At 36.8% G+C, this 22,378-nt stretch carries 22 protein-coding genes and 1 riboswitch; of the genes, 3 read left to right on the top strand and 19 right to left on the bottom strand.

Features of this window, described 5'->3' with window-relative positions:
- Positions 1-398 precede the first annotated feature (398 nt).
- The 5 genes from RGB74_RS08550 to RGB74_RS08530 form a co-directional block, all read right to left on the bottom strand.
- The gene (locus tag RGB74_RS08550) at positions 399-1,682 is read right to left on the bottom strand and encodes a Glu/Leu/Phe/Val family dehydrogenase (RefSeq protein WP_310762559.1); all 1,284 of its coding nucleotides are present in this window, start codon (positions 1,680-1,682) and stop codon (positions 399-401) included.
- A gap of 235 nt (positions 1,683-1,917) precedes the next feature.
- On the bottom strand, positions 1,918-2,835 hold the full coding sequence (locus RGB74_RS08545; RefSeq protein WP_310762558.1) for a D-alanine--D-alanine ligase family protein: 918 nt from the start codon (positions 2,833-2,835) through the stop codon (positions 1,918-1,920).
- A gap of 168 nt (positions 2,836-3,003) precedes the next feature.
- Positions 3,004-3,594, bottom strand: coding sequence for a genetic competence negative regulator (locus tag RGB74_RS08540; RefSeq protein ID WP_310762557.1), 591 nt, complete (start codon positions 3,592-3,594; stop codon positions 3,004-3,006).
- A 109-nt stretch (positions 3,595-3,703) separates the two neighbouring features.
- Positions 3,704-4,612, bottom strand: coding sequence for a MerR family transcriptional regulator (locus RGB74_RS08535; RefSeq protein WP_396136037.1), 909 nt, complete (start codon positions 4,610-4,612; stop codon positions 3,704-3,706).
- 50 nt (positions 4,613-4,662) lie between these two features.
- On the bottom strand, positions 4,663-5,427 hold the full coding sequence (locus RGB74_RS08530) for a metallophosphoesterase (RefSeq protein WP_310762555.1): 765 nt from the start codon (positions 5,425-5,427) through the stop codon (positions 4,663-4,665).
- A gap of 173 nt (positions 5,428-5,600) precedes the next feature.
- On the opposite strand from RGB74_RS08530, the gene RGB74_RS08525 reads away from it, so the two are divergent.
- A complete protein-coding gene (locus RGB74_RS08525; RefSeq protein WP_310762554.1) occupies positions 5,601-5,819 on the top strand; it encodes a hypothetical protein in 219 nt (72 codons plus the stop codon).
- Positions 5,820-5,823: 4 nt separating this feature from the next.
- Here RGB74_RS08525 and RGB74_RS08520 read toward each other — a convergent pair whose 3' ends face one another.
- The 5 genes from RGB74_RS08520 to RGB74_RS08500 all read right to left on the bottom strand — a co-directional run bounded on the left by RGB74_RS08520 (position 5,824) and on the right by RGB74_RS08500 (position 9,863).
- Positions 5,824-6,276, bottom strand: a complete 453-nt coding sequence (locus RGB74_RS08520) for a DUF2663 family protein (RefSeq protein ID WP_310762553.1) — start codon at positions 6,274-6,276, stop codon at positions 5,824-5,826.
- Between the two features lie 113 nt (positions 6,277-6,389).
- Complete coding sequence (locus RGB74_RS08515) at positions 6,390-6,701, bottom strand: hypothetical protein (protein WP_310762552.1); 312 nt, start codon at positions 6,699-6,701, stop codon at positions 6,390-6,392.
- A 6-nt stretch (positions 6,702-6,707) separates the two neighbouring features.
- A complete protein-coding gene (locus RGB74_RS08510; protein ID WP_310762551.1) occupies positions 6,708-7,310 on the bottom strand; it encodes a CPBP family intramembrane glutamic endopeptidase in 603 nt (200 codons plus the stop codon).
- On the bottom strand, positions 7,307-8,812 hold the full coding sequence (locus tag RGB74_RS08505) for a RecQ family ATP-dependent DNA helicase (protein ID WP_310762550.1): 1,506 nt from the start codon (positions 8,810-8,812) through the stop codon (positions 7,307-7,309). Before RGB74_RS08505 ends, RGB74_RS08510 begins: the two co-directional genes overlap by 4 nt.
- Entirely contained in the window at positions 8,802-9,863 is a 1,062-nt protein-coding gene (locus RGB74_RS08500) for a YpbB family protein (RefSeq protein ID WP_310762824.1), read from the bottom strand. Before RGB74_RS08500 ends, RGB74_RS08505 begins: the two co-directional genes overlap by 11 nt.
- Positions 9,864-10,096: 233 nt before the next feature.
- On the opposite strand from RGB74_RS08500, the gene RGB74_RS08495 reads away from it, so the two are divergent.
- Together RGB74_RS08495 and serA are read left to right on the top strand one after the other, a co-directional pair.
- Positions 10,097-10,345 (top strand): ferredoxin, encoded by a 249-nt coding sequence (locus RGB74_RS08495; RefSeq protein WP_310257871.1) that lies wholly within the window; start codon positions 10,097-10,099, stop codon positions 10,343-10,345.
- Positions 10,346-10,534: 189 nt separating this feature from the next.
- Positions 10,535-12,109, top strand: a complete 1,575-nt coding sequence (serA, locus tag RGB74_RS08490) for a phosphoglycerate dehydrogenase (RefSeq protein WP_310762549.1) — start codon at positions 10,535-10,537, stop codon at positions 12,107-12,109.
- A 96-nt stretch (positions 12,110-12,205) separates the two neighbouring features.
- Here serA and RGB74_RS08485 read toward each other — a convergent pair whose 3' ends face one another.
- The 9 genes from RGB74_RS08485 to RGB74_RS08445 form a co-directional block, all read right to left on the bottom strand.
- Entirely contained in the window at positions 12,206-13,018 is an 813-nt protein-coding gene (locus RGB74_RS08485; protein WP_310762548.1) for a histidinol-phosphatase, read from the bottom strand.
- Between the two features lie 820 nt (positions 13,019-13,838).
- A complete protein-coding gene (locus RGB74_RS08480; RefSeq protein WP_310762547.1) occupies positions 13,839-14,384 on the bottom strand; it encodes an ECF transporter S component in 546 nt (181 codons plus the stop codon).
- A complete protein-coding gene (locus RGB74_RS08475) occupies positions 14,356-14,757 on the bottom strand; it encodes a DUF4430 domain-containing protein (protein ID WP_310762546.1) in 402 nt (133 codons plus the stop codon). The genes RGB74_RS08480 and RGB74_RS08475 overlap by 29 nt, the downstream gene beginning before the upstream one ends.
- A gap of 147 nt (positions 14,758-14,904) precedes the next feature.
- Positions 14,905-15,089, bottom strand: a riboswitch (cobalamin riboswitch).
- Positions 15,090-15,193: 104 nt separating this feature from the next.
- Positions 15,194-16,984, bottom strand: coding sequence for an ATP-binding protein (locus RGB74_RS08470; protein WP_310762545.1), 1,791 nt, complete (start codon positions 16,982-16,984; stop codon positions 15,194-15,196).
- Positions 16,981-17,697, bottom strand: coding sequence for a response regulator transcription factor (locus RGB74_RS08465; protein WP_310762544.1), 717 nt, complete (start codon positions 17,695-17,697; stop codon positions 16,981-16,983). Before RGB74_RS08465 ends, RGB74_RS08470 begins: the two co-directional genes overlap by 4 nt.
- Positions 17,698-17,846: 149 nt before the next feature.
- The gene (gene ccsB / locus RGB74_RS08460; protein ID WP_310762543.1) at positions 17,847-19,034 is read right to left on the bottom strand and encodes a c-type cytochrome biogenesis protein CcsB; all 1,188 of its coding nucleotides are present in this window, start codon (positions 19,032-19,034) and stop codon (positions 17,847-17,849) included.
- Between the two features lie 28 nt (positions 19,035-19,062).
- A complete protein-coding gene (locus RGB74_RS08455; RefSeq protein ID WP_310762542.1) occupies positions 19,063-20,670 on the bottom strand; it encodes a cytochrome c biogenesis protein ResB in 1,608 nt (535 codons plus the stop codon).
- A 12-nt stretch (positions 20,671-20,682) separates the two neighbouring features.
- Positions 20,683-21,207 carry a thiol-disulfide oxidoreductase ResA gene (gene resA / locus RGB74_RS08450; RefSeq protein ID WP_310762541.1) on the bottom strand — a complete coding sequence of 175 codons (525 nt, stop codon included), beginning with the start codon at positions 21,205-21,207 and terminating at the stop codon, positions 20,683-20,685.
- Between the two features lie 53 nt (positions 21,208-21,260).
- Positions 21,261-22,007: a pseudouridine synthase gene (locus RGB74_RS08445; protein ID WP_310762540.1), complete on the bottom strand. Its 747-nt coding sequence runs from the start codon at positions 22,005-22,007 to the stop codon at positions 21,261-21,263.
- Between the last annotated feature and the right edge of the window lie 371 nt (positions 22,008-22,378).

Here is a 22,378-nt window from a genome sequence, read left to right as displayed (position 1 = left end):
TTCACGTATAAGTGTCTCACCTGTCTAGCTGCAGGGGTTAGACCCTCGAGGTCAAAAGTTTATTGGTCCCGAAGGCAAAAAGCGCCTTCTTAGTCCATTTCCCTTTTGCATGTCGGGGCTGATCAAACCGTTTCCGCTTTTCGGACTGTGCGCCAGTCCCACAGTACAAGAAAATCTAGTGCAGCGTAACATCGCACGAAGAAAATGTGATTTTTATTTTCGAGGAGTTTCGCACCTTCCCCTTTAACCAACTTTACAATGAAAAACTTCAAAATCTCTTTGTAGCAATAATCTTTTAGAAAAGAGCCTTTTAAAAAAAGCCTGTGTAAAAAAGTCTATACATACAAAAAATCTCCTATCATCATATGATAGGAGATTTGCGTTAGGTTTGCAAAAAATTAAATCCAGCCTCTGAATCTAGATGCTTCGGCCATCTTACGTACACCAACCATGTAAGCGGCTAGTCTCATGTTTACTTTTCTGTTCATAGCAGTTGTATAAACAGTCTCAAACGATTTCACCATTACTTTTTCAAGCTTTTCTTCTACTTCTTCTTCTGTCCAGTAGTAACCTTGGTTGTTTTGTACCCATTCAAAATAGGATACGGTAACACCGCCTGCACTTGCTAACACATCAGGTACGAGCAGAATTCCTCTCTCAGAAAGAATTCGAGTCGCTTCGAGAGTAGTAGGACCATTCGCAGCTTCAACAACGATAGTCGCTTTAATATTGTGTGCATTTTTTTCAGTAATTTGATTTTCTATCGCAGCAGGAACTAATATATCACAATCAAGCTCTAACAACTCTTGATTCGTAATCGTGTCTTTAAACAATTTCGTTACTGTACCGAAACTGTCTCTGCGTTCTAGTAAATAATCGATATCTAACCCTTCAGGATCGTAAAGTCCGCCATAAGCATCAGAAATAGCAATGACATTAGCCCCTGCATCATGCATAAATTTAGCTAAGAAGCTTCCTGCATTCCCGAAACCTTGTACAACTACACGCGCTCCTTCAAGCTGAATACCTCTTTTTGCTGCTGCTTCTCGGATACAAATCGTAACACCTTTTGCAGTCGCTGTTTCTCTTCCATGCGATCCGCCTAATACTAATGGTTTTCCAGTAATGAATCCAGGTGAATCAAACTCTCTGATTCTGCTGTATTCATCCATCATCCAAGCCATAATTTGTGAATTTGTAAAGACGTCTGGCGCAGGAATATCTTTTGTTGGCCCTACGAGCTGACTGATCGCTCTTACATAACCGCGGCTTAATCTTTCGAGTTCTCTGAAAGACATCGTACGTGGATCACAAATAATTCCACCTTTTCCGCCACCGTATGGCAAATCTACAATTCCTGCTTTTAAACTCATCCAAATCGATAATGCTTTTACTTCTGTTTCAGATACATTCGGATGAAAACGAACGCCGCCCTTTGTTGGACCAACAGCATCATTATGCTGGGCACGATATCCTGTAAATATCTTAGTGCTTCCATCATCCATTTTTACCGGAATTCGAACTGTAAGCATGCGAATCGGTTCTTTTAACAACTCATAAACTTCGGAAGAATATCCTAATTTATCGAGCGCATCCGCTATAACGGACTGCGTGGATGTCAGCACATTGTCATTTTCATGATGATTGTCGGATTTTTGGTCTGTAGTATTTTGGGCTGTCATTTGTTTACCTCCCATATTTGTCACCTCTAAAGTTTAGTCAAGCTTCAGAGACAGTATACACCTTTGTACGAGTATTGAGAAGAAAAATTTAGTGATTTCCGCCTAAAAAGAAAACGCTTTCTTATATACCGACAGTTAAGAAAATAGCTAATATTCTGCCAATATAATCAGCTCTTGTGCAGTCTGGGATAAAATAGAGAAGCCCCATGCAAAAAATAAATGGGGCTTGAAAGTTTTATTTTTTTAATGAAATTTCGATTAATTTCTCAATCATGGATGGATAGTCTAATCCGATCTCTTTTGCAGCATCGGGATAAAGACTTGTCGGAGTCATTCCAGGCAAAGTATTCACCTCTAAAATGACAGGTTCTGATCCATCATGAGGAACGATAAAATCTACGCGGGAATATACTTCACATCCTAATACTTCGTGAGCAAGCACTGCATTTTTTTGCAGAAGTGCTGTGGTTTGATCATCGACTCTTGCCGGTACATAGTGAATACTTCCGCCTTCTGCATATTTTGACTCATAGTCATAGTAAGCATTCTTTGGAACGATTTCAACTACAGGCAATGCCTGCATATCTCCATGCTCACCCATTACTGCAACTGTCACTTCTCTTCCGCTTACAAACTGTTCCACAAGAATAGTATCGTCGTGAAGAAATGCTTCCGTAATCCCTTTTAGCATTTCTTCTTTATTTTGTGCAATGGTTAATCCGATTGTAGATCCTTCTCGGTTCGGTTTTACGACTACTGGAAAATCAAAAGACAAATCAACTTGTTCTTCTGAATATGACTTTTTATAAAGTACTTTTTCTTTTGCAATCGCTATGCCGATCTCTTTAAAAAATTGTTTTGATTTTGCTTTATCCATTGCAATTCCAGATGCTAAAGCACCTGAACCTACATAAGGAATATTCAGCATATCCAACAACCCTTGAAGACGTCCATCTTCTCCGTATTTACCATGAAGTCCAAGAAATACTATATCAGCTTTCAGTTCTAACAATTCGTGCAATCGGGAAGGATGAAAATCAATTCCAATCACTTCATGCCCTTTGCTTTCAAGAGCTGCTATTATTTGTTTTCCAGTAGATAGTGAAACTTCTCTTTCAGCAGAAACTCCGCCATATAAGACTGCAATTTTCATTTATGGTCACTCCTAGCCCAAATATTATGTATATATTATATTCCCTGAAATATTTCCTGTTCAGCGGATAAAAAATATTACTTATCATATCATGTTTTGCAGTTAAAATCAGTAACAGGACAATAAATAAAAAGAGCGCATATAAAATTGCGCCCTTATCTGTGTTTGTTATTTAAAATAATGAACCAGCTGGTCTACAGCTCCTTCTTTCATAAGCTCTTTCCCATACTCAATCACTCGATAACTCGTAATTGTAGATGAACTTCCGAATTCAGCCAATATTGCAATAAACAAATCAAGATCCAGCTTGTTTAATTCTTCTTCTTCAAACTTTAAGTAAAAATGATTATTATATGAAAATAATCTGCCTCCGCCAATATTCATGGTATGCAGACGTTTTGCAAGCAAAATTACATCTTCAAATGATGAAAATTCATAAAAAATTTCATCATTTTCATCTAACGTAACTTGCATTTCTATATAATCTTCATCATATTCGTCATCAATTTCATATTCATTAATGCCTTTCGTCACAATAACGACCATACCTTGTGCCGGAAGCGAAAAAACTTCAACTGCAATAGGACCGTCAGCTTTAAATCCAACCTCATCATCAGCTTCAGTCATCATGTCGCGAAAAAGCTGATGTACTTTCGGAATGTCCTGCCATATTTCTTCCTTTGAAATACCTCGTTCATTCAGATCATCAAAAGTTAGGAAGATTTTTATTTTGTTATAGGTTAACCGTTCTACCCGCATCTATGGTCCCCCTTACGATCGGCTCTATTATGTCTTTGTAACAATATATGAGTTTGTGAAAAGTTGGTGATTACTAGACAAGATAATTCTTATACGATAATTTATATAGCTAACTCTTTAGCTTACTTGTTATCCAACTATCCCATTCTTCTTTACTGTTTCCGATTAAGAATTTCTCAAAAGTTTCTTGTAAAGTCAGCGTTAAATGATTGAAAGCTGAGCCGCCAATACCAAAAGATGTTTCCGGAAATTTTTCATAAATGGTATTAACCCATTCGAGCGTCTTCAATGCAGGATCACTTAAAGTACAAGATAAGAAAACCAGCTTAGGCTGGACTTCATCGATTACTTTTTCAAAATCTTCTTCTGGAATGCCATGTCCTAAATAAATAACTTCGAAACCTCTTCTTCTTAAAAACAATGTAAACATAAGAAGCCCCAGTTCATGCTGTTCATCGATTCCACACCCGACAATAACTCTCGGTAAATATGGATCTGAAGGCAGCCAATGCATAAGTTGTCCTATTTTCATACGCAAAAAAGAAGAAGTAAAGTGTTCGTGCGCAACTGTAATTTTCTGTTCTTCCCATAAATGGCCAACTCTTACTAATAATGTGCCCAAAATATCAATAATGACTTTTTCCAAATTATACATACTAAAAGCCTGACTTAATAAATCACTGGCTTTTCTCTCTTGAAAAGATAACAAAGATTCTAATATTTGATCAGACATCTCAATAGCACGATCAGTATTTTCTACTGAAAAAGGAGAGGTTTCCTTGTAAAGATCTCCATTCTGAGCAACGTCGACCGCCTGACTGATTGTAAAACCTTGATTCACTTTATTTACAAGCCACTTTAAGATATAGACTTGTTCATCCGTATACAATCGGTGGCCCGCTTCATTTCTATGAGGTTGAACGATAGAATAGCGTCTTTCCCAAGCTCTTAACGTTCCAGCCTGTATGCCAAGCATCTTGGAAACGGCTTTAATATTATATTTCCCTTCACAAGGCATCAAACTTCCTCCAATTGATAAGTTAAGAAAAGTATATATGAAAAAACATTCTAGTGTAAACTTTTTACCTGTTTTAGGGTGATAAGGTTCGTTTCACTCTGCGCTCCAAGACGTAACGGCAAATGTCTTGTTCCATACCCATTGCTAATAAATAGTTGACAGCTGTCTCCAGCATACCAGCCCCCTCTTTTAGCAATTCCTAATGGCCCTAGACGGATTTGTCCACCATGTGTATGTCCCGATAACACTAAACTTATATTGTCTTTTTTGTTTATTTTTTTTACTATATCAGGATTATGACTAATTAAAATTTTGCAGGAAGAATAACTTGTGGCTAACGCTTGCCTCAGATCATCTTTTTTCAAAGACAGGTCGTCAACCGCTGCAATATCTATTATTTCATTCCCTTGCTCCAATGAAATACACCCATTTTTTATTATTTTAACACCACAATCTTGAATGGTATCACATAATTCAGTCGTATTTAACTCGTAATCATTATTTCCCCAAACAAAATAGGAAGGACCGATTTTCTTTAATTTCATTAAATTATGTTTAACTCTTTCAATAGGAACTCCTTTTTCTGCTAAATCGCCCCCAATAATAACGATATCTGCCGCACGTGCCTTCTCAATAACAGAATCTTGGATGATTCTCCGATGAATATCAGATACAAAAAATATTTTAAAATCGTGAAATGACACCGGTAATCTGTTTATTTCCGTATTAATTTGATTAACACGATTTCTATTCGCTTCTATATACATGTAGATAAGCAGAAATATACAAACGATAAACAATATTAAAAAAAGCATGGTTTCCTCCAGTAAAAGATTGAAATGATCATACCATAAAACAAGTTGTTCTAATAAAACAACAGCTTGTAAATTTTTAGAATATTTAAAAAGATTAGTTGAAAAATTTGTAAATTTAACATATGATAATAGTATGTTAATTAAAAATATTTTTAAATTGGAGAGGAAACATCATGACGTTAACTAAATTAAAAAATAAATCTCTCGTGACAGACCTTGAGTTATCATACAGCCTGAGACTTGGTCTTCCTATAGAAGTATACTGCCCCGATAAACATGAAACTGTTGCATTTGGAAGAATCGATCAATTTTGTGACAGCACAGTTGTGATTCAAGGTAATCACTTTAAAAGGGATTCTAGTCTTTTCTTTGGCTGTCCTTGTCAATCATAATTCATTATTTATGAAAAATATTTATATTATATTGCTTCTTCATAAATTCAAAAACAATATGCCTCTTATCCCATTGCTTTTCATCACTCCACCATTCTTCATTTCTGTCAATAAAATCAGTCCGTATCGCTTCATAATCATCATCTGCTTTTTTATATTTCTTTTTCATCCAAATCATTTGAAAACCAGAATAAATTAAGAATATGGTACAGATCCAGACCATTTCATCGCCAAACAATAATGTAACTGGATTAACATATGAAGAAGCGGTTCTCACTCTAAAATAATATAGGTACACAAAGGTAGCAATTACGACAAAAATCATAGATGCACCCCATTGATTTAAAGCTTTTTTCCATCTCTCTTTTTCTGCCTTTTTTTCCACAAGCTGACCCAGTACGATACTTGTCAGTTCATTCACAAAAGGTTTTATCTCCCAATGATTTATTGTCTTCATACGCAAAACCTCCTGTAAAATAACTATGCAAAAATAAGCTTGTTCATGCATGAGATAGTTACATGTCACATAGTTATCAAAAAAAACCGTCAAAGATTTACCCTGACGGTTTTTCATCGTTCAATTTTTACTTGTTCTATTCCTTTTTTTATGTTGCTATGTACTGGTAAAAATATTTTGTCGGACCAATATTGATAAGTTACCATCACACCCACTAAAGCAATGAACGCAACCAATAAGATCTTTGTCAATAGAAAAGTCGGTTTAAATGATTTTTTATGATTTTTAGATTTTTCTTCTGTTTCTTCCTTTTTTCGATCATTTCTTCTTTGATGTACTTCTCTTCTAGAAGGTAATGAGGTCGTATGAAGAACATCATAATTTGCCGTCTTATTTCTCAGTTGTTCTGCTTGATCATTTTCCATCTTCAATCACACTCCATCAACGCTGTCTGACAAACTTTTTTTGAATTGTCCTGCGATCCAGCAGCCAGAAATGAAATCAATTAAAAAATGCGCCAAAAAAGGAATCCAAATGGTATTGCTTATTTCATATAAAAGCCCCAGCCAAAAGCTGATCAATGTAACGAAAATAAATAAAACCGGTTTTTTTATATATCTCACATGAAGAATCGAAAATATAACACTTGTTATAAATAAACCTGCTAAATTTTGAATAACACCTCTGAAAAGCCACTCCTCTGCAAATGCAATAAGAATCGTAAGTACAAAAACATGAGAATAAGAAAGTGGTCCAAAGATTTTTTCATTAATTCCACCGTCATCAAAATACTGATCGGAAATCTTTTTCTTAAGCTGTATGGACAATATGGGTAAAAGTATCCCTGTCATTACTGCAAGAATAAAATAGAAAAGAGGCATCGGAAAATCATTTGTCCATGGAAATGGGACTTTAAAAAATAAACCAATTCCAATTGCGATTAACAAAAATAGACCTTGTGAGACATATACATTTAACAGCAATTGTTTGGATGTAAATTCTTCAATCCTGTTCTTTTTTTCTGGCTGGCTCATACTTGCTGTAACACTTCCTGTCTGAATAAACGTTTAAGTTCTTCTTCCCATACTTCATATGATACACTTTTAAATTCATTTTTCCCAAAGAAGTTTTCTATTTTGGCGCGGCAATTACTGCAGCAGTCCCCTTTTTCAACTCTGCTATTCTCTCCAAAATAGTTAAGCAACCCTTCACGTTTGCAGGCATCTTGATTAATCCATTTGTCCATTTTTCTTAGTGATAATAATTTATCCATTTTTCGGTTCTCAATTTTTTCATTTAGTTCTTTTTTTAATATTTCACCTTTTTCTGCATTTAGATGTTTTTGAAATAAGATTCCTTCTTTTTGAAGATGGTAATCCAGAAACCTTTGACCTGTTTCAGAAAGTCCAGTCATAGATATTCTTTCCTTTAGTGAATAACCAATTAAAACCTCATCTTCTGAGAAAATATAGTCTAAGTGATTCATATCGGGAAGTTCATTATCAATAAAATGTAACGGTATATCCATGTCTGCTGGGTGATAAAGCATAATGGCTGCTGAAGGTTTCATATCTCGGCCTGCTCTGCCAATTTCCTGCACATATCCTTCTATCGTTGAGGGGGCTTGATAATGAATAACATATCGTATATCTGATTTATTTATTCCCATACCAAATGCGTTCGTACAAACGATCAGTTCCAGTTGGGAATGAACAAATTGTTTTTGAACGAGCAATCTCTCCTCTTGCTCCATACCTCCATGATAAAAGGCAACTTTGGAAATCCCGTTTTCATGAAGTAATGACACGAGATGTTCTGCTGCATTTCTAGTGTTCGTATAAACGATTCCGGGACCTTTTAATTTTTTAATAAGATCAATGATTCTGTTTTGTTTTTCTCCCAAGTCTGAAAAAGATTCAACAAACAGCGTTATATTTGGTCTGTTTACACTGTGAACATGAATTTTCGCCTGATTCATACCTAAATGATTCAGAATATCCTGCTGAACTTTCTTAGTTGCTGTTGCGGTTAGCGCCAAACATACAGGATTCCCCATTTCTTCTTTCATTTTCATTAAATCCAAATAATGCGGACGGAATTCATGGCCCCATTGCGAGATACAATGGGCTTCATCTACAACAAAAAGGGACCATTGGATGGATAACAATACATCCCTTACATAAGAATTTTGAATGATTTCGGGACTAACAAATACGAATTGATAGTTTTCTATCCTACTTAAGATTAATAGTTTATCAGAGTAATCGAGAAAACTATTCAAAGCGATCGTATTCTTAAATCCCGCAAGCTTAAACTGTTCAACTTGATCTTCCATCAATGATACCAAAGGAGAAACTATCAATGCTCTGCCTTTTAATAAAGTTGCAGTTAACTGATAAATAAGTGTCTTACCTGTTCCAGTCGGAAGCATTCCTAATACATCATGACCACTTAATAAATCAGTAATAATCTCTTTCTGTCCTGGTCTGAATACATCAAAAGAATAATAGTGTTTGAGAGCTTCTTCAAGTTCCATTACTTCCACCTTCCTTGGCAAGAACAAGCCTGATTTGCAGATAAGATAAGTGAGGAAAAGCTTCTTTAATCGGACGCAGTTTATTTTCCTTATTCGTATAAAAATAAGTGACCACCTGTTTAATTTCCTCTTCGCTTATGAACGGCTGAATTGAAAAACTTGGAATGGTACGAGCTATTTCCACAAGATGATCTTCCAATGTACTCATCTTTAACCTTCTGATTCTCATAATTTCTGAAATTGATTTTTTCTTCCTCAGCAATTCATAAGTAAGTGAAGCAGAATTTGTTAATGGCGGAGCTGCAATAAACATACTTATAAGAGAGAACAAAACTGGAAAAGATTCAGGATCCTGGTCTGTTAGGCTTATCAGCTGGTGCAGAACAGCACGAAACCGAAGCATACATTCCAATTTAGTAAGATCTAATTCTTCTGCAATTTGCTCATATGTAAATCCGATGCGATCATAGCCTGATAGTTTTCTTACAAAAACTTCTGCAGAAACGCCATCAGCTTCTGAGAGAACTAGAAACAATTCAGAAAAGAGCTGTTTTGCAACCGTTTCTCTATTCTGGGCAGATTTCGGAAAAACTTCCTTGACTTGCTGTACCGCAAATCTTTCTCGTACAATTGGAGAATATTTTTTAAATCCATAAATAGAATTAGATAATGCCTGGCAGTATAAAGAAATAACTTGCCAGCAAAGCCGATCAATCGAAGAATACTTTAACCCATTCAGCTTTTCCAAAAAAATGAAACGTTCTTTCTCAGCTTCTAATGCAGAAACCCCAAGTTCAGTAACAAAATACTTGTCTTCTTCTCCTTTTGTTTCAATCCAGTTTAAGTGTAGTAAACGTTCAAGTTCCTCTTGAAAATTTACGATTGATATCCCTTTTAAAGAAGAATAATAAGGTTCAAGTCCGAACCATTGGCTATCTGATAATGATTGGGATGTCTTTTTACCTGTTAGTATATAATAGACACCTGACCATTTTCGGCTTCCGTTAATTTCCCGTAATACGTTCAGAATTATGGTATTGCAAATATTCATTTTGATCACCACACTATCACCTATTTTATCAGATTATACGGATTTAAGAGAATGAGTTTCATTCAATGGGTTTATTTCAAGGGAGGTTGGGATATAGAGATAGATGAGGAATCTAATTTTCTATTGAAATGTGTACTGATACTTATTACAATATGATTAGTACACACTTATTTAAAAATGGTTAAATATGTATTATCGGATCAGTTTTCCAATTCCATAGGAGGTAATTTTTTATGCCAAAGTACACGATTGTTGACAAAGAAACTTGTATTGCATGCGGAGCTTGCGGAGCAGCTGCACCAGACATTTATGATTATGATGATGAGGGGATTGCATTTGTTACTCTAGATGATAACCAAGGAATTGTGGAAATTCCAGATGTGCTTTTAGAAGATATGCAAGATGCTTTTGAAGGCTGTCCTACTGATTCTATTAAAGTATCAGATGATCCTTTTGATGGTGATGCACTAAAATTTGAATAATTCATATTATGCCCTCTTTTTATAAGAGGGTTTTTTATTTATTTTATTAAGGATGATTCTCATTGTCAATTAGTTTTCTTTTTTTAAATGAAAGCGCTATCCTTAAAAAACATGGTTGTACACCCTCTAGGAATGTGTTAAATTATCAAAATATTGATACTACTTATAAACAATACAAGGGGTGGAAACGTGACAACTACTGTTTTAGTATGCGATGGAATAAAGAAAGATGGCGTAGAACCTTTAGTAAATTTAGATGGAGTCAAACTGATCTTCGGAAAACTCGACGAAATAAAAGAACCGGAGTCAATTAACGGCCTCATGGTTCGAAGTGCGACAAAAGTGACTGAAGATGTATTAGATAAGCTGCCTAGCTTGAAAATAATCGCCCGTGCTGGGGTAGGTGTTGATAACATCGATGTAGCAGCAGCCACAAAAAAAGGGATACTTGTCGTAAACGCTCCAGAAGGTAATACGATTTCAACCGCTGAACACACATGGGCCATGATGATGTCTTTGCTGAGAAATATTCCGCAAGCAAACCACTCTTTAAAGACCGGAGAATGGAACCGAAAAAAATATACTGGGCAAGAACTTTATCAAAAAACACTTGGCATAGTAGGAATGGGAAGAATCGGCTCAGAACTTGCTAAACGGGCAAAAAGCTTTTCGATGAACGTCCTTGTTTTTGACCCTTACTTTCCGCTTGAAAAACAAAAAGAACTCTCTGTTACATCTGTTGATCTTAACACACTCATTCAGCAAAGTGACATTATTACAGTTCATACTCCATTAACGAAAGATACCCATAAACTTTTAAATGCCGACAACCTGAAAAACGCAAAAAAAGGGGCATTTATCCTTAATTGTGCACGCGGGGGCATCATTGACGAAGAAGCTCTTCTTTATTACTTAGACAATGGTCACCTAGCAGGCTGTGCTCTCGACGTGTTTGAACAAGAACCACCTGTTAATCGGTCATTAATTGAACATGAGAACGTTGTCGTCACCCCTCATATTGCTGCATCTACCGTTCAAGCACAACTGAACGTAGCATTTATGGCCAGCGATGAAATAAAATCATTTATTCTCAACAAACCTTTGAAACATGCAGTTAACTTCCCTTCCTTATCAAAAGATACGTATGAAAAACTAATCGCCTATTATGATTTTTCTAATGACCTAGGTTCCTTTACTACTCAATTTTTTAAGGAGCCAGTTCAGGAAATTTCAATCGGTTATGGAGGAACTTTATCTGAAACAGATACAACTCCATTAACACGCAGTTTTCTTTGCGGATTTTTACAAACGAGACTAGGCAGACCAGTTAATGATGTGAACAGTATGATCGCTGCAAATGAACGAGGTATTGTAGTCGGAGAAAAACATGGTACAGACGATTTTGGCTATCCAAACATCATCCACGTAAAAGTAACCGGTCAAAACCATACTTTCACACTTTCCGCCACTTTAGTAAAAGGGTTTGGAGGACGAATCATTCGATTAAATGGCTATACGGTTGATTTTGTGCCTCAAGGTTCACTTTTATATATCGAACATCGTGATACACCAGGAATCATCGGTAAAGTAGGAGCTTTTTTAGGGCAAAGAAATATAAATATCGCAACTATGCACGTTGGAAGAAAGACAGCCGGAGGAGAAGCAATGATGGTGCTGACGTTTGATAGCCAGCCATCAGAAGATATTCAAAAGGAACTTGCGGGGATCGAGGATCTAATAGTCTGCAAACCTCTTGAACTTTAAATAAAAATGTTAAAAGGAGCTGCTACACATCATGTGGCAGCTCCTTTCTTCTCTAGTTATCGTTGATTTTGCTGTTTTAATGATACTTTATTTGTTTTACCCTAATTCAACTTCTTTGCGTCTGCCTTCTTTAAATGTCATGAGAGATTTGTAGCCTGCCTCTTTTGCTAATTTGATAGACGCTGCGTAGTTTTCACCGACTTGATGCGGCTCATGTGCATCTGAGGAAAGAACGATTGGTATTCCTTTTTTATAGCACATAGATAAAAGCTCTGGCTCAGGATATAATCTTCCAACAGGTTTTCTCAAACCCGCTGAAGAAACTTCAACACATGTTTTGGAATTCTTGATAGCATCTGTTACACGCTCATATTGTTCCTGCATAAACTCTTTATCTTTTGGTACATAATTAAAAATTTTCACAAGATCAATATGCCCAACGATATCAAATAAATTGGATTCAGCAAGGGTTACAATCTGATCATAATAAGCTCTGTAAGTCTCATATAGATCCCTGCGGTCCCATTCTTTTCTGAATTCTGCCAAATCAATGCCAAAATCGTCTACCCAGTGAACAGATCCAATGACATAATCAAATGGATAGCTGCTAATGAAAGCTTCCATCTCATCATGACTGCCTGGCGTATAATCCATCTCGATAGACATCCTAACATCCATTCCTAGGTCATTTGCTTTGCTGAACAGCTGTACATAATCATTCATCGCATAATATCGTCTTTCTTCCATCCAAGGTTTAGAAACGATGTTTTTGGTTTCATAGAAATGATAGGCATGTTCAGAGATTCCGAATTCTTTAATTCCTTTTTGTCTTGCAGTCTCAACAAATTGCGTTAAATAATCGATTGACAAGGTACCTTTTTCCAGATGAGCATGATAATCTGTTAGCATATTGGTCTCCTTTTAAAAACGTTTTACCATATGTAACATGAATATAGCTATCTATCAAGTCTTTTATGCTCCAAGTTTCCCTCCCAAAAACAATACACTTATACATAGAGTCAAAAACAATACAGCAAAGAAACGGTTTAAATAATCTCTCATTTTGTCCTCCTAGGTTCTAATCATCAACTTTACTATCCTATTCACCAAAGAAGAAAATTGAACTACTTTTTTGTAAAATTCATATAAAAATAGGCTGTTATCGTAAACTTAGTTGCTATTTAAAGAAGTGTAGTTGATCTTCGCTGCAGGATGCTCGCTTTCCGTGGGGCGGGCGGTGAGCCACTGCATATGCTTATTAAATCCTACTCCTGCGTCTGCACGAAAATTCTGATGAATCGAGCTTCCTCGTCGCATGCCTTGCGAGAAGAATACTCAAGTGGCTGGCACGCTGATCCCGCAGGATAAGGAAAACTTCAACAGCGTTACATCGTACGAAGAAAATATGATTTTCATTTTCGAGGAGTCTCGCATCTTCCGCTTCAATCAACATCTTTATTATCGGTTGATTTAAAAACCAAAACCATCAAGAACTAGGCCAAAAAAAAAGCTGGAGATAAGCTTCGGTGCTTCACTACTAAACCCTTTGTTAATTCAGAAACGAGCGTACTTGCACGAATACTCCGAATTGCGACGAGTAGCAAGAAGGTCGAGGAAGTGAAGTTTTCGAGGAACGGAGCGTATTACAATACGTGAGTACCGCAAAAACGAAACTGACGACGAGATTCACAGCTTATCAATTAACAAATAAAAAAAAGAACTGCTATTATTAAGCAGCCCTTCCATGTTCTCTTCCTTTCAAATGCCGTTCCATTACAATCAACAGTGGTTTATATAAAACAATGAAGAAAATGACATTGCCTATTGCGTGGTTAAAATCAAAAGGGAGACCAGATAAATAATATGGCCAGAACTTTTGAACGACTATACCGCCCATGATCAATGAAATAATAAATCCAAACAGAAAGCCGCAAAAACCTGAGTACAAGCTTAAAATCCACCAAGGTGTCTTATGTCTATATTTGCCTAACAAACCACTCATAATCGCAATAAGACCCCAGGCAACCATTTGACCGATAGACCATAAACCATGCCCTAAATAGAGATTTGTCGTTATTGTACTCAAGATTGCAAGTATAAGCCCCTGTATAGGTCCTAATACGAAGGATGCAATAATCAATATTGCCGTATTTGGCTGTACATTAGGAATGATGGCAAAGGAAATTCTTCCTACAGTTAACAATGCTGTCAATAGTGCTAGGAGAGTCATTCTTCTGAGTGTTAATTTATTCATATTTATGTAAGTCGAATTCAATCACATCGCCTGGTTTTACTTTAATTTCCTTTGCACCTTTCATTGCTTCTTTACCATTGACAGAAAGAAACCATGATGTTTTGTCTTGTTCACTTCCCTTTACTCCATCAATGCCGCTGATAAAAGAATCATCATACATCAAGTCTAGTTTGAAATTATTTTTCATTACATCCATTACGGTTTCATCTTCTTTAATGGCTACTTTCTTTTCCGTTACTTTTTCCTTGCCGTTATCTTTTGTAATTTTAACGGTAACTTCTTGTTTTTTTGCTTGTTCTGTTTTTGGCTGATCGGATGTTTTTTTCGTTTCATCTGTTCCGCACCCTGCTAACATCATCATTAATACTGCGAATACTGCTACTAATTTTTTCATTTGATACCTCTTCCCCATTTTTTATCCTTTTTGTTCACTAAACCAAAAAAAGCACCTTCAGCTACGAAGGGGCTCAGAATTTTGGTATACAGGCAAAAAACATATGCCGCTAATCGGCACTGTTTAACACCCCCCTATCCTCGTAGGTCATGTTCATGATTAACAGGCAGGTCTCCTGGCTCTTGCTCATCGTTCCCTAATGCCTTCCCGTATACACAGTGGCTCATTATTAGGGTTCTCACAATTACAGTGGCGGGACCGCAACGGATTTAAACCGTTTTCCCAATTATGCTTGTCTGTGAACAGACAGCACCTGTTTAACATTATTATGAAATTAATTTTCTCATTTATTATATCGTATTGGAGAAATTTATGAAATCATTTTTACTAATAATTGTTCCTTATGAAACAAGATTAATCGGGAAAGTTTGATCTTTTATTCCATCATTCGAGGGATTACAAATGAAAATGTCGTACCTTCATTCATTTTACTGTGTACATTGATTTGCCCGCCATGTGCTTCGACAATGTTTCTGGCTATCGCTAAACCAAGTCCTGTCCCCCCTGATTTCCCTCTCGTCCTTGCTTTATCACCTTTATAAAAACGCTCAAAAACAAATGGCAAATCTTCTTCTTTTATTCCAGTACCATTATCTCTAATGTAAAAAGAGACGGTTTGTTCACTTATTTTTATGGAAAGATTGACAGAACCTTCATCTAATGTGTGCCGAATTGCATTGTCAATTAAATTTGTCAGAACTTGCTCAATTCTGTCAGGGTCGATATCAAGCTCTTTTGGCTCACCATTTATTTGCAGGCTTAATTGAATATTCCGTTCTTTTGCTGGCCCTTGAAATTTTCTGATAATCCGTTCGGCAAATGGCTGTATGGATAAATGTGTATAATGAAGCTTCATATGTCCAGCTTCCAGCTTTGCCAGATCTAGCAGTTCATTTACAAGTCTTCCCATTCTTTTAGATTCATCCAATATGATGCTAGCTAGTTCTTTTTTCTCTTTTTCTGATTCAGCAATATCATCAACGATTGCTTCACTGTACCCTTGCAGCATACTGAGCGGTGTTTTCAATTCATGTGAAACATTCGCAACAAAATCTTCTCTCAGCTTATCCATTCTTCGTTCCTCAGTCATATCTCTCAGCACGGCAACTGCTCCTCGAATAACAGAGTTATCATATAACGGAGTCATGACAACAACCCAAGAGCGGCCTTGTATATCAATTTCGGTCAGCTGCTCTTTTTCGAGAGAAACAACCTTTTGGAACAATTGAATAACAACTTCCGGCAAAACATTTTCCTTTTTCTGCGACTTCATGCCTGATTCATAATAAAAGGCTTGCAAAAAACGGTCTGCTGGGGGATTCGTAACCAAGATATTCATTCTTCTATCAAATGTAATAACACCGTCTGCCATTGAACTTAGAACACTAGCAAGCTGTTCTTTCTCTTGATTTAAGGCTGTAATGTTATTTTTTAGCTGTCTGCCCATCCGATTAAAAGTCATTCCCAATTCTCCAATCTCATCATGTGTTAAGATTGGAACTTTCATATCAAATTCACCTTTTGCAACAAACATTGCCGCTTCTCTCATTTTTCGCAAAGGAGCAGTAATCCTTGTTGATAAGAAGAAGGCAAAAATTGTTGTTAAAATAATGGCTATTCCAGCAGCTAAAAAGATCAAATACTTCGTATGATTGGTTGTCTCTTCTATGTTCTCAATCGACTGGTACACATATACCCCGCCAGCTTGTCCATTCACGCTGTAAGGTTCTCCATAAACAATCATTGTATGCGATGATCTTTCATTATTCTTTATGACAGGAAATTCACCTTTTGTATAAATTTTTTCCTTTGATTCCATCACAGATGACAGTTTCTCATTTTTATTAAAAACCGAAACTGGAATATACGGTGAATTTTCAAAAGAATCTGTTGAAATAAATGAATGATGATTTTCATCAATGATCATAACAGACATTGAATACGCCTCAGCCATTTCATTTGTAATTCGTATTGCTTCTTCTTTGTTCTTATCATTCTCCATAATAAGAACAAGTCTGTCAGCCATTTTCGTTAACTGTTCTTTCGCTTGGCTGTCATAGAAGTTTTCAAAGAATTGAGTAAGCAAGATTGTCAATAAGGTTAGCACAACAGATACTAACAGCAATATTGTGATCCAGAGTTTCCCTACGACACTTCTCCAGATCATTCATTCCCCGCCTCAAACTTATATCCTACTCCCCAAACTGTCGCAATCATTGAAGCTGCTTCCTGCGAAACTTTATTTAACTTTTCACGTAATCTTTTTACATGTGTGTCAACCGTTCGCAGATCGCCAAAAAACTCATAGTTCCATACGTCTTTTAATAGCTGTTCTCGTGCATACACTTTGTCTGGTGTTTTAGCCAGATAATAGAGCAGTTCATATTCTTTTGGGGTCAGGTTCACTTCTTTCCCCCCTGCTGTTACACGGTGTGCATCATGATCTATCGTTAAGTGGTTAAATACAATCACGTTTTTCGCTACCGTCTCTGTTTGAAGGAACTTTGTTGGTGATGATCTTCTTAAAAGAGCCTTAACTCGCAACAAAACTTCCCGGGGACTGAATGGTTTTGTTATATAATCATCTGTTCCTGCTTCAAAACCTTGAATACGGTTTAACTCTTCTCCTTTTGCTGTCAGCATAATGACAGGTGTAGCTTTTTTCTCCCGCAATTTTTCACATACTTCTACTCCGTCCATTCCGGGCAGCATGAGATCCAAAAGGATAAGATCGAAGTTGATGGAAACAGCCATCTGCAATGCATCTTCACCATTTTCAGCTTCATATACTTCATAATTTTCTCTTTCCAAGTACATGGTTAACAGTTTACGAATGCGTTCTTCATCATCTACAACTAAAATTTTTGCTTCAGTATTCATTCTTCAATCCTCCATTATCATTCAAAAATAATGTTTACATAAGCCGTTTATCCTCTTCTATCATACATGAAGTAAACAGGTACAAACAAACTGGGAACATTGTATGAAAAAACCCCTCTTGAATAAAGAGAGGCTTTTCCTTCTTGCTGTTATGCATATGAATGTAATCCAACTAAAACAAGGTTAACAGCAATCAAGTTAAACGTAATGATCCAAAATCCGACTACACAAAGCCAGGCTGATTTTTCTCCGTGCCAGCCCCTTGAAAGCCTTAGATGCAAGTATGCAGCGTAAAATAAGAAAGTAATCAGTGCCCACACTTCTTTTGGATCCCATCCCCAAAACCGTGACCAAGCTTGCTGTGCCCAAATCATCGCAAAAATGAGTGCTCCTAATGAAAAGATCGGGAATCCAATCGCTACTGCTCGATAACTAATTTCATCAAGCAATTCTGGGTTTACGTTTTTTACTTTTCTTTGAAGTGCTGCTGAAATTCTTTTTCTAAGAATAAGACGCAGAAGCCAGTACAGAACTAAACCAGATAATAATGACCAAATAAATGTATTCAGTTTAATAGATGCATTCACACCTTGCATCCAGGATGGTGTATTGAAAAGAGGGCCAAAACCAGAATCTAGATGATCACCGTTAGCCGGTCCAGCTATTGCAGGCAATTCGTAAACAATTTTGACAGGCTGGTTTTGTTTGTTCAGTACTTCAAATGTAGATTCGTAGCCTGCCCCTTTAAACGCTAGCGAAATGATAACAAATCCAACAACACTTATTAAACTGTACAAAATAATTTCTAGCCATTTTGTTTTCTTTGTTGAAACAGCCTGATCAACAGTACGAATTAAATAGATAAGCCCTGAAACAAATGAAATGGCTAGAATTCCTTCACCTAAGGCAGCTGTTGTGACATGAATTTTCAGCCAGTCACTTTGCAGCGCTGGAATTAACGGTGAGATATCCTTTGGGAACATGCTTGCATACGCAATGACAAGTAGTGCCACCGGCATTGCAAACACACCTAATCCGTTCGTACGGTATATAGAATATAAAACAATAAAGCCCAATACCATCATCATGCCAAAGAAAGTTGTGAACTCGAATAAATTACTTACAGGTGCATGTCCGCTAGCGATCCATCTTGTAATGAAATATCCAAGCTGGGAAGCAAAACCTGCACAAGCAGTTATAAAACCAATTTTCCCCCATTTTTTCGTATAAGCTGCCTCTGAGCTCTTTTTATCAGATAGTGACATGGAAAAGAAAAGGGTTGAAAACAAATAAATGATAAATGCACTATATAGCAACGTACTGCTAACTTCTGACATTGTAAGTTCCTCCTGCCTGAACGGTTACCTATTTTTCAGAGCTGTTTGCCTGATCTACTAACGGAGTTAATTCCGTTTTCCCTGATAAAAACTCTAAATCTCTTTTTAAGCCATACCAGTTTTTATTTGTATGAGCCGCCGCCCAAACTTCTCCCTGATTTTGCTTGATCCAAATCCTTCTATAATTCCAATACAACCCTTGAGTTACTCCTATCATAAAGATGAATCCGCCAAGAGCAATAATCCATAAGGTAAGATCCTTTTTGACAGTTAATGCCGTCAAATCCTTTGTTTCGAGTCCTGCAAACGACATTTTTAATTTGTTGTCTCCAGAATCTATGTTTTTCATTATTCCTACAAACGCTTTTTCTCCTTTTGGTATTTGAGGAGAATACATTGCAAAAACAAATGCAGGGTTATCCGGCAAATTGTTTACAGTCGCAGGTTCGTCTTGATCATTAAGTATAAAGTTAGGATAATAGTCTAAGATTTCAACTTTGTAACCATTACCAAGATCATACTTTGTCTCAGGCTCATGTAAATCAATCGTTAATTTACCAAACGATTTTCCAGAAGCTTTGTCTTCTAAATTAAAGCTCATTTTGTTTAATTCATCCAATTTGAAATCCGTTTGATAGAGTGCGAATGAATCAAATTTAAAAGGTTCATTGACACGGATTACCCCATCTTTTACCTTCTCTAATTTTCCTTTTTCTCCAATTACAGACCCTTTATTTGATTTAAACAATGTAACATTACTTTGATAATTTTTAGCCACATCTCCATCTACGGAGTTTAGAGCTTTATTAAACTTCTTATCTCTCTTATCATATTTCTCAAGAATAAATTCATTATTTCTTAAGTAGAATTGACCAGTATCATCCTTCGTTCCTGGAATAGACGTTGTCTCGCCTTCTCTTACCCAAACTATTTCATCCACATACATCCCTGGGAAGAATCTAAGCATAGCCCCTGATAAAAAAATAATGAGCCCCACGTGGTTTACGTATGCACCCCAGCGGGAAAAACGTCCTTTTTCAGCAAATAAATTTCCGTTTTCTTCTCGAATCTTATATCTTAATGAGCCAAGCGTGTATTTTATTTCATCAAAATCAGCTTCTTTACTGACTGAAAATAGACGCTGATTTTCCATAAACTTATCATGGCGTGTCACTCGTTGTGATTTAAGCGCTTTATATAGCGGAATACCACGGTCAAGACTCGCAATAATAAGAGATAATCCTAACATTCCTAGTAAAACAATAAACCACCATGATCCATAAAGATTATGAAAGCCCAACAAAAAATAAATCTTTCCTAACGTTCCGTATTCGCTTTCGTAATGAGTTGCAGGATCTACATTCGGCGGGATAAACGTTTCTTGCGGAAAAATCGTTCCAATTGCCGCAGCCACCAAAATGATGATGATTAGCCAAACCCCAACTTTAACTGACGAAAAAAAGTTCCAAACTTGATCAACAATTGTTTTTTTATAGACTTGAGATCTTCTGGCACTTCCTTCATAACGCATGCTTGTTAGTACCTCTACGTCACTTCCCAGCGGTTTACCGCAGGCCTGACAAAGACTTGTACCGTACGGATTGGAGTGGCCGCATTCACAAACTATCGTTTCCATCTTTTCACCCCGTTACGGCTTAATTTTTTCCATGAATGACACTATTTTTTTTGATGATAATGACTCGCTCGTCCTGCCAACAACTTTTCCATTTTTATCAATCAGTATAGTAGTTGGAATCGGACCGATACCGTAAGCTTTTGTTACTTCTCTGTCCTTATCCATCGGTATCTGAAACGTTAATCCATACCGATCAGCAAAATTTTTCACAGATACATTCGTTTCACTAACATTTACAGCAAGAATCTCGACACCTTGTTTTTTAAAGGTTTCGTATTGGCGCTGCATAAAAGGCATCTCACGTTCGCAAGGTTTGCACCATGTTCCCCAGAAATTCAAAAATACTCCTTTACCCCTATAATCGTTCAGTTCTACACGATTTCCTTTTAAATCTGTAAGAACAAAATTAGGAGCCATTTCTCCTTCACTTACATATGTACCGCTCTCTTCATTTATACTGTTGTAGATCGTGTATCCGATCGCAAGTATGATAATGGCAAGTAGAACTGAGCGAAACACTAGTCGTTTCTTTTTCAAAGATATCCGCTCCTTTAGACCGTTTCCATTTTACTATAACTTGAAAAAAAAGCCTATCTACGGCTTTTTTTTGACGTTTGTGTGACAGCCATGTTTCTGAGCTGTTTCACCTCATGTGGAGTTAATTCTCTAAACTCACCCGGATTAAGGCCTTTTAAGTCCAGATACCCATATCTTTCCCGCTTTAATTTCATTACCGGGCACCCAATTGCTTCAAGCATCCTTTTAACTTGACGATTTTTGCCTTCATGGATGGTTAACTCCACTATAGCTGTTTCCTTTTTCTTGTCGATTGAAGTTACCTTTACTTTTGCCGGCGCTGTTTTTCCATCTTCAAGCTGGATTCCGCGTTCTAACAGCTTGATTTTTTCTCTTGCAGGAATTCCTTTTACTTTTGCAATATACACCTTGTCCAATTGATAACGGGGATGCATAAGTACATTTGCGAATTCTCCATCGTTTGTCATAAGCAGCACACCTGTTGTATCGTAATCTAACCGGCCTACTGGGAACACACGCTGTTCAATGATATCTCTGAAATAATCAGTAACGACTTTTCTCTTTTTATCATCTGAGACAGCTGATATTACGCCAGATGGTTTATAAAGCAAAAAATAAACGGGTTCTTCCCGTTGAATTTGGATTTCATTTACTTCAATTTTATCTTTTGGTGCTACTTTTGTTCCTAATTCAGTAACAACATTTCCGTTTACTTTAACTTTTCCTTCACGTATTAATTCCTCTGCTTTTCTTCTGGAAGTAATTCCGCTTTGAGCAATTACTTTTTGCAATCTATCCATGATTTCACCTCAAGTCTCATCATACATTCATTATTCGTAATTCACAACCTCGTTAAACGCAAAAAAGAACCCATTAGGACTCTTTTGTTTATTTTAGGCTGTTTTCGTATACATTGTTGCTTTTGAAAGTGGTGGATTTCCGTTCCAGGCTGCTCGCTTTCCTCGGGGCGTGCGGTGAGCCCACTCGTCGCTTCGCGAAATTGAGTGGTCTCTCCTGTCCCGCTAATCCCATAGGAGTCTCGCACCTTGCACTCCAATCCACTTTTAAATGAATGAACAAGATAAAGACAAAAAGCGACTTTTTAGCCGATTTCCCTAATGCTTTCGGTGCTGTGCAATCCGGCTCTATTTTTCGGAATAGCACCCTGATC

The organism is Bacillus sp. NEB1478, assembly GCF_031582965.1.
Taxonomy (GTDB): domain Bacteria; phylum Bacillota; class Bacilli; order Bacillales; family Fictibacillaceae; genus Fictibacillus.
The sequence above is the reverse complement of the archived record's forward strand: the minus strand, read 5'-3'. Positions and strand labels throughout refer to the sequence as shown.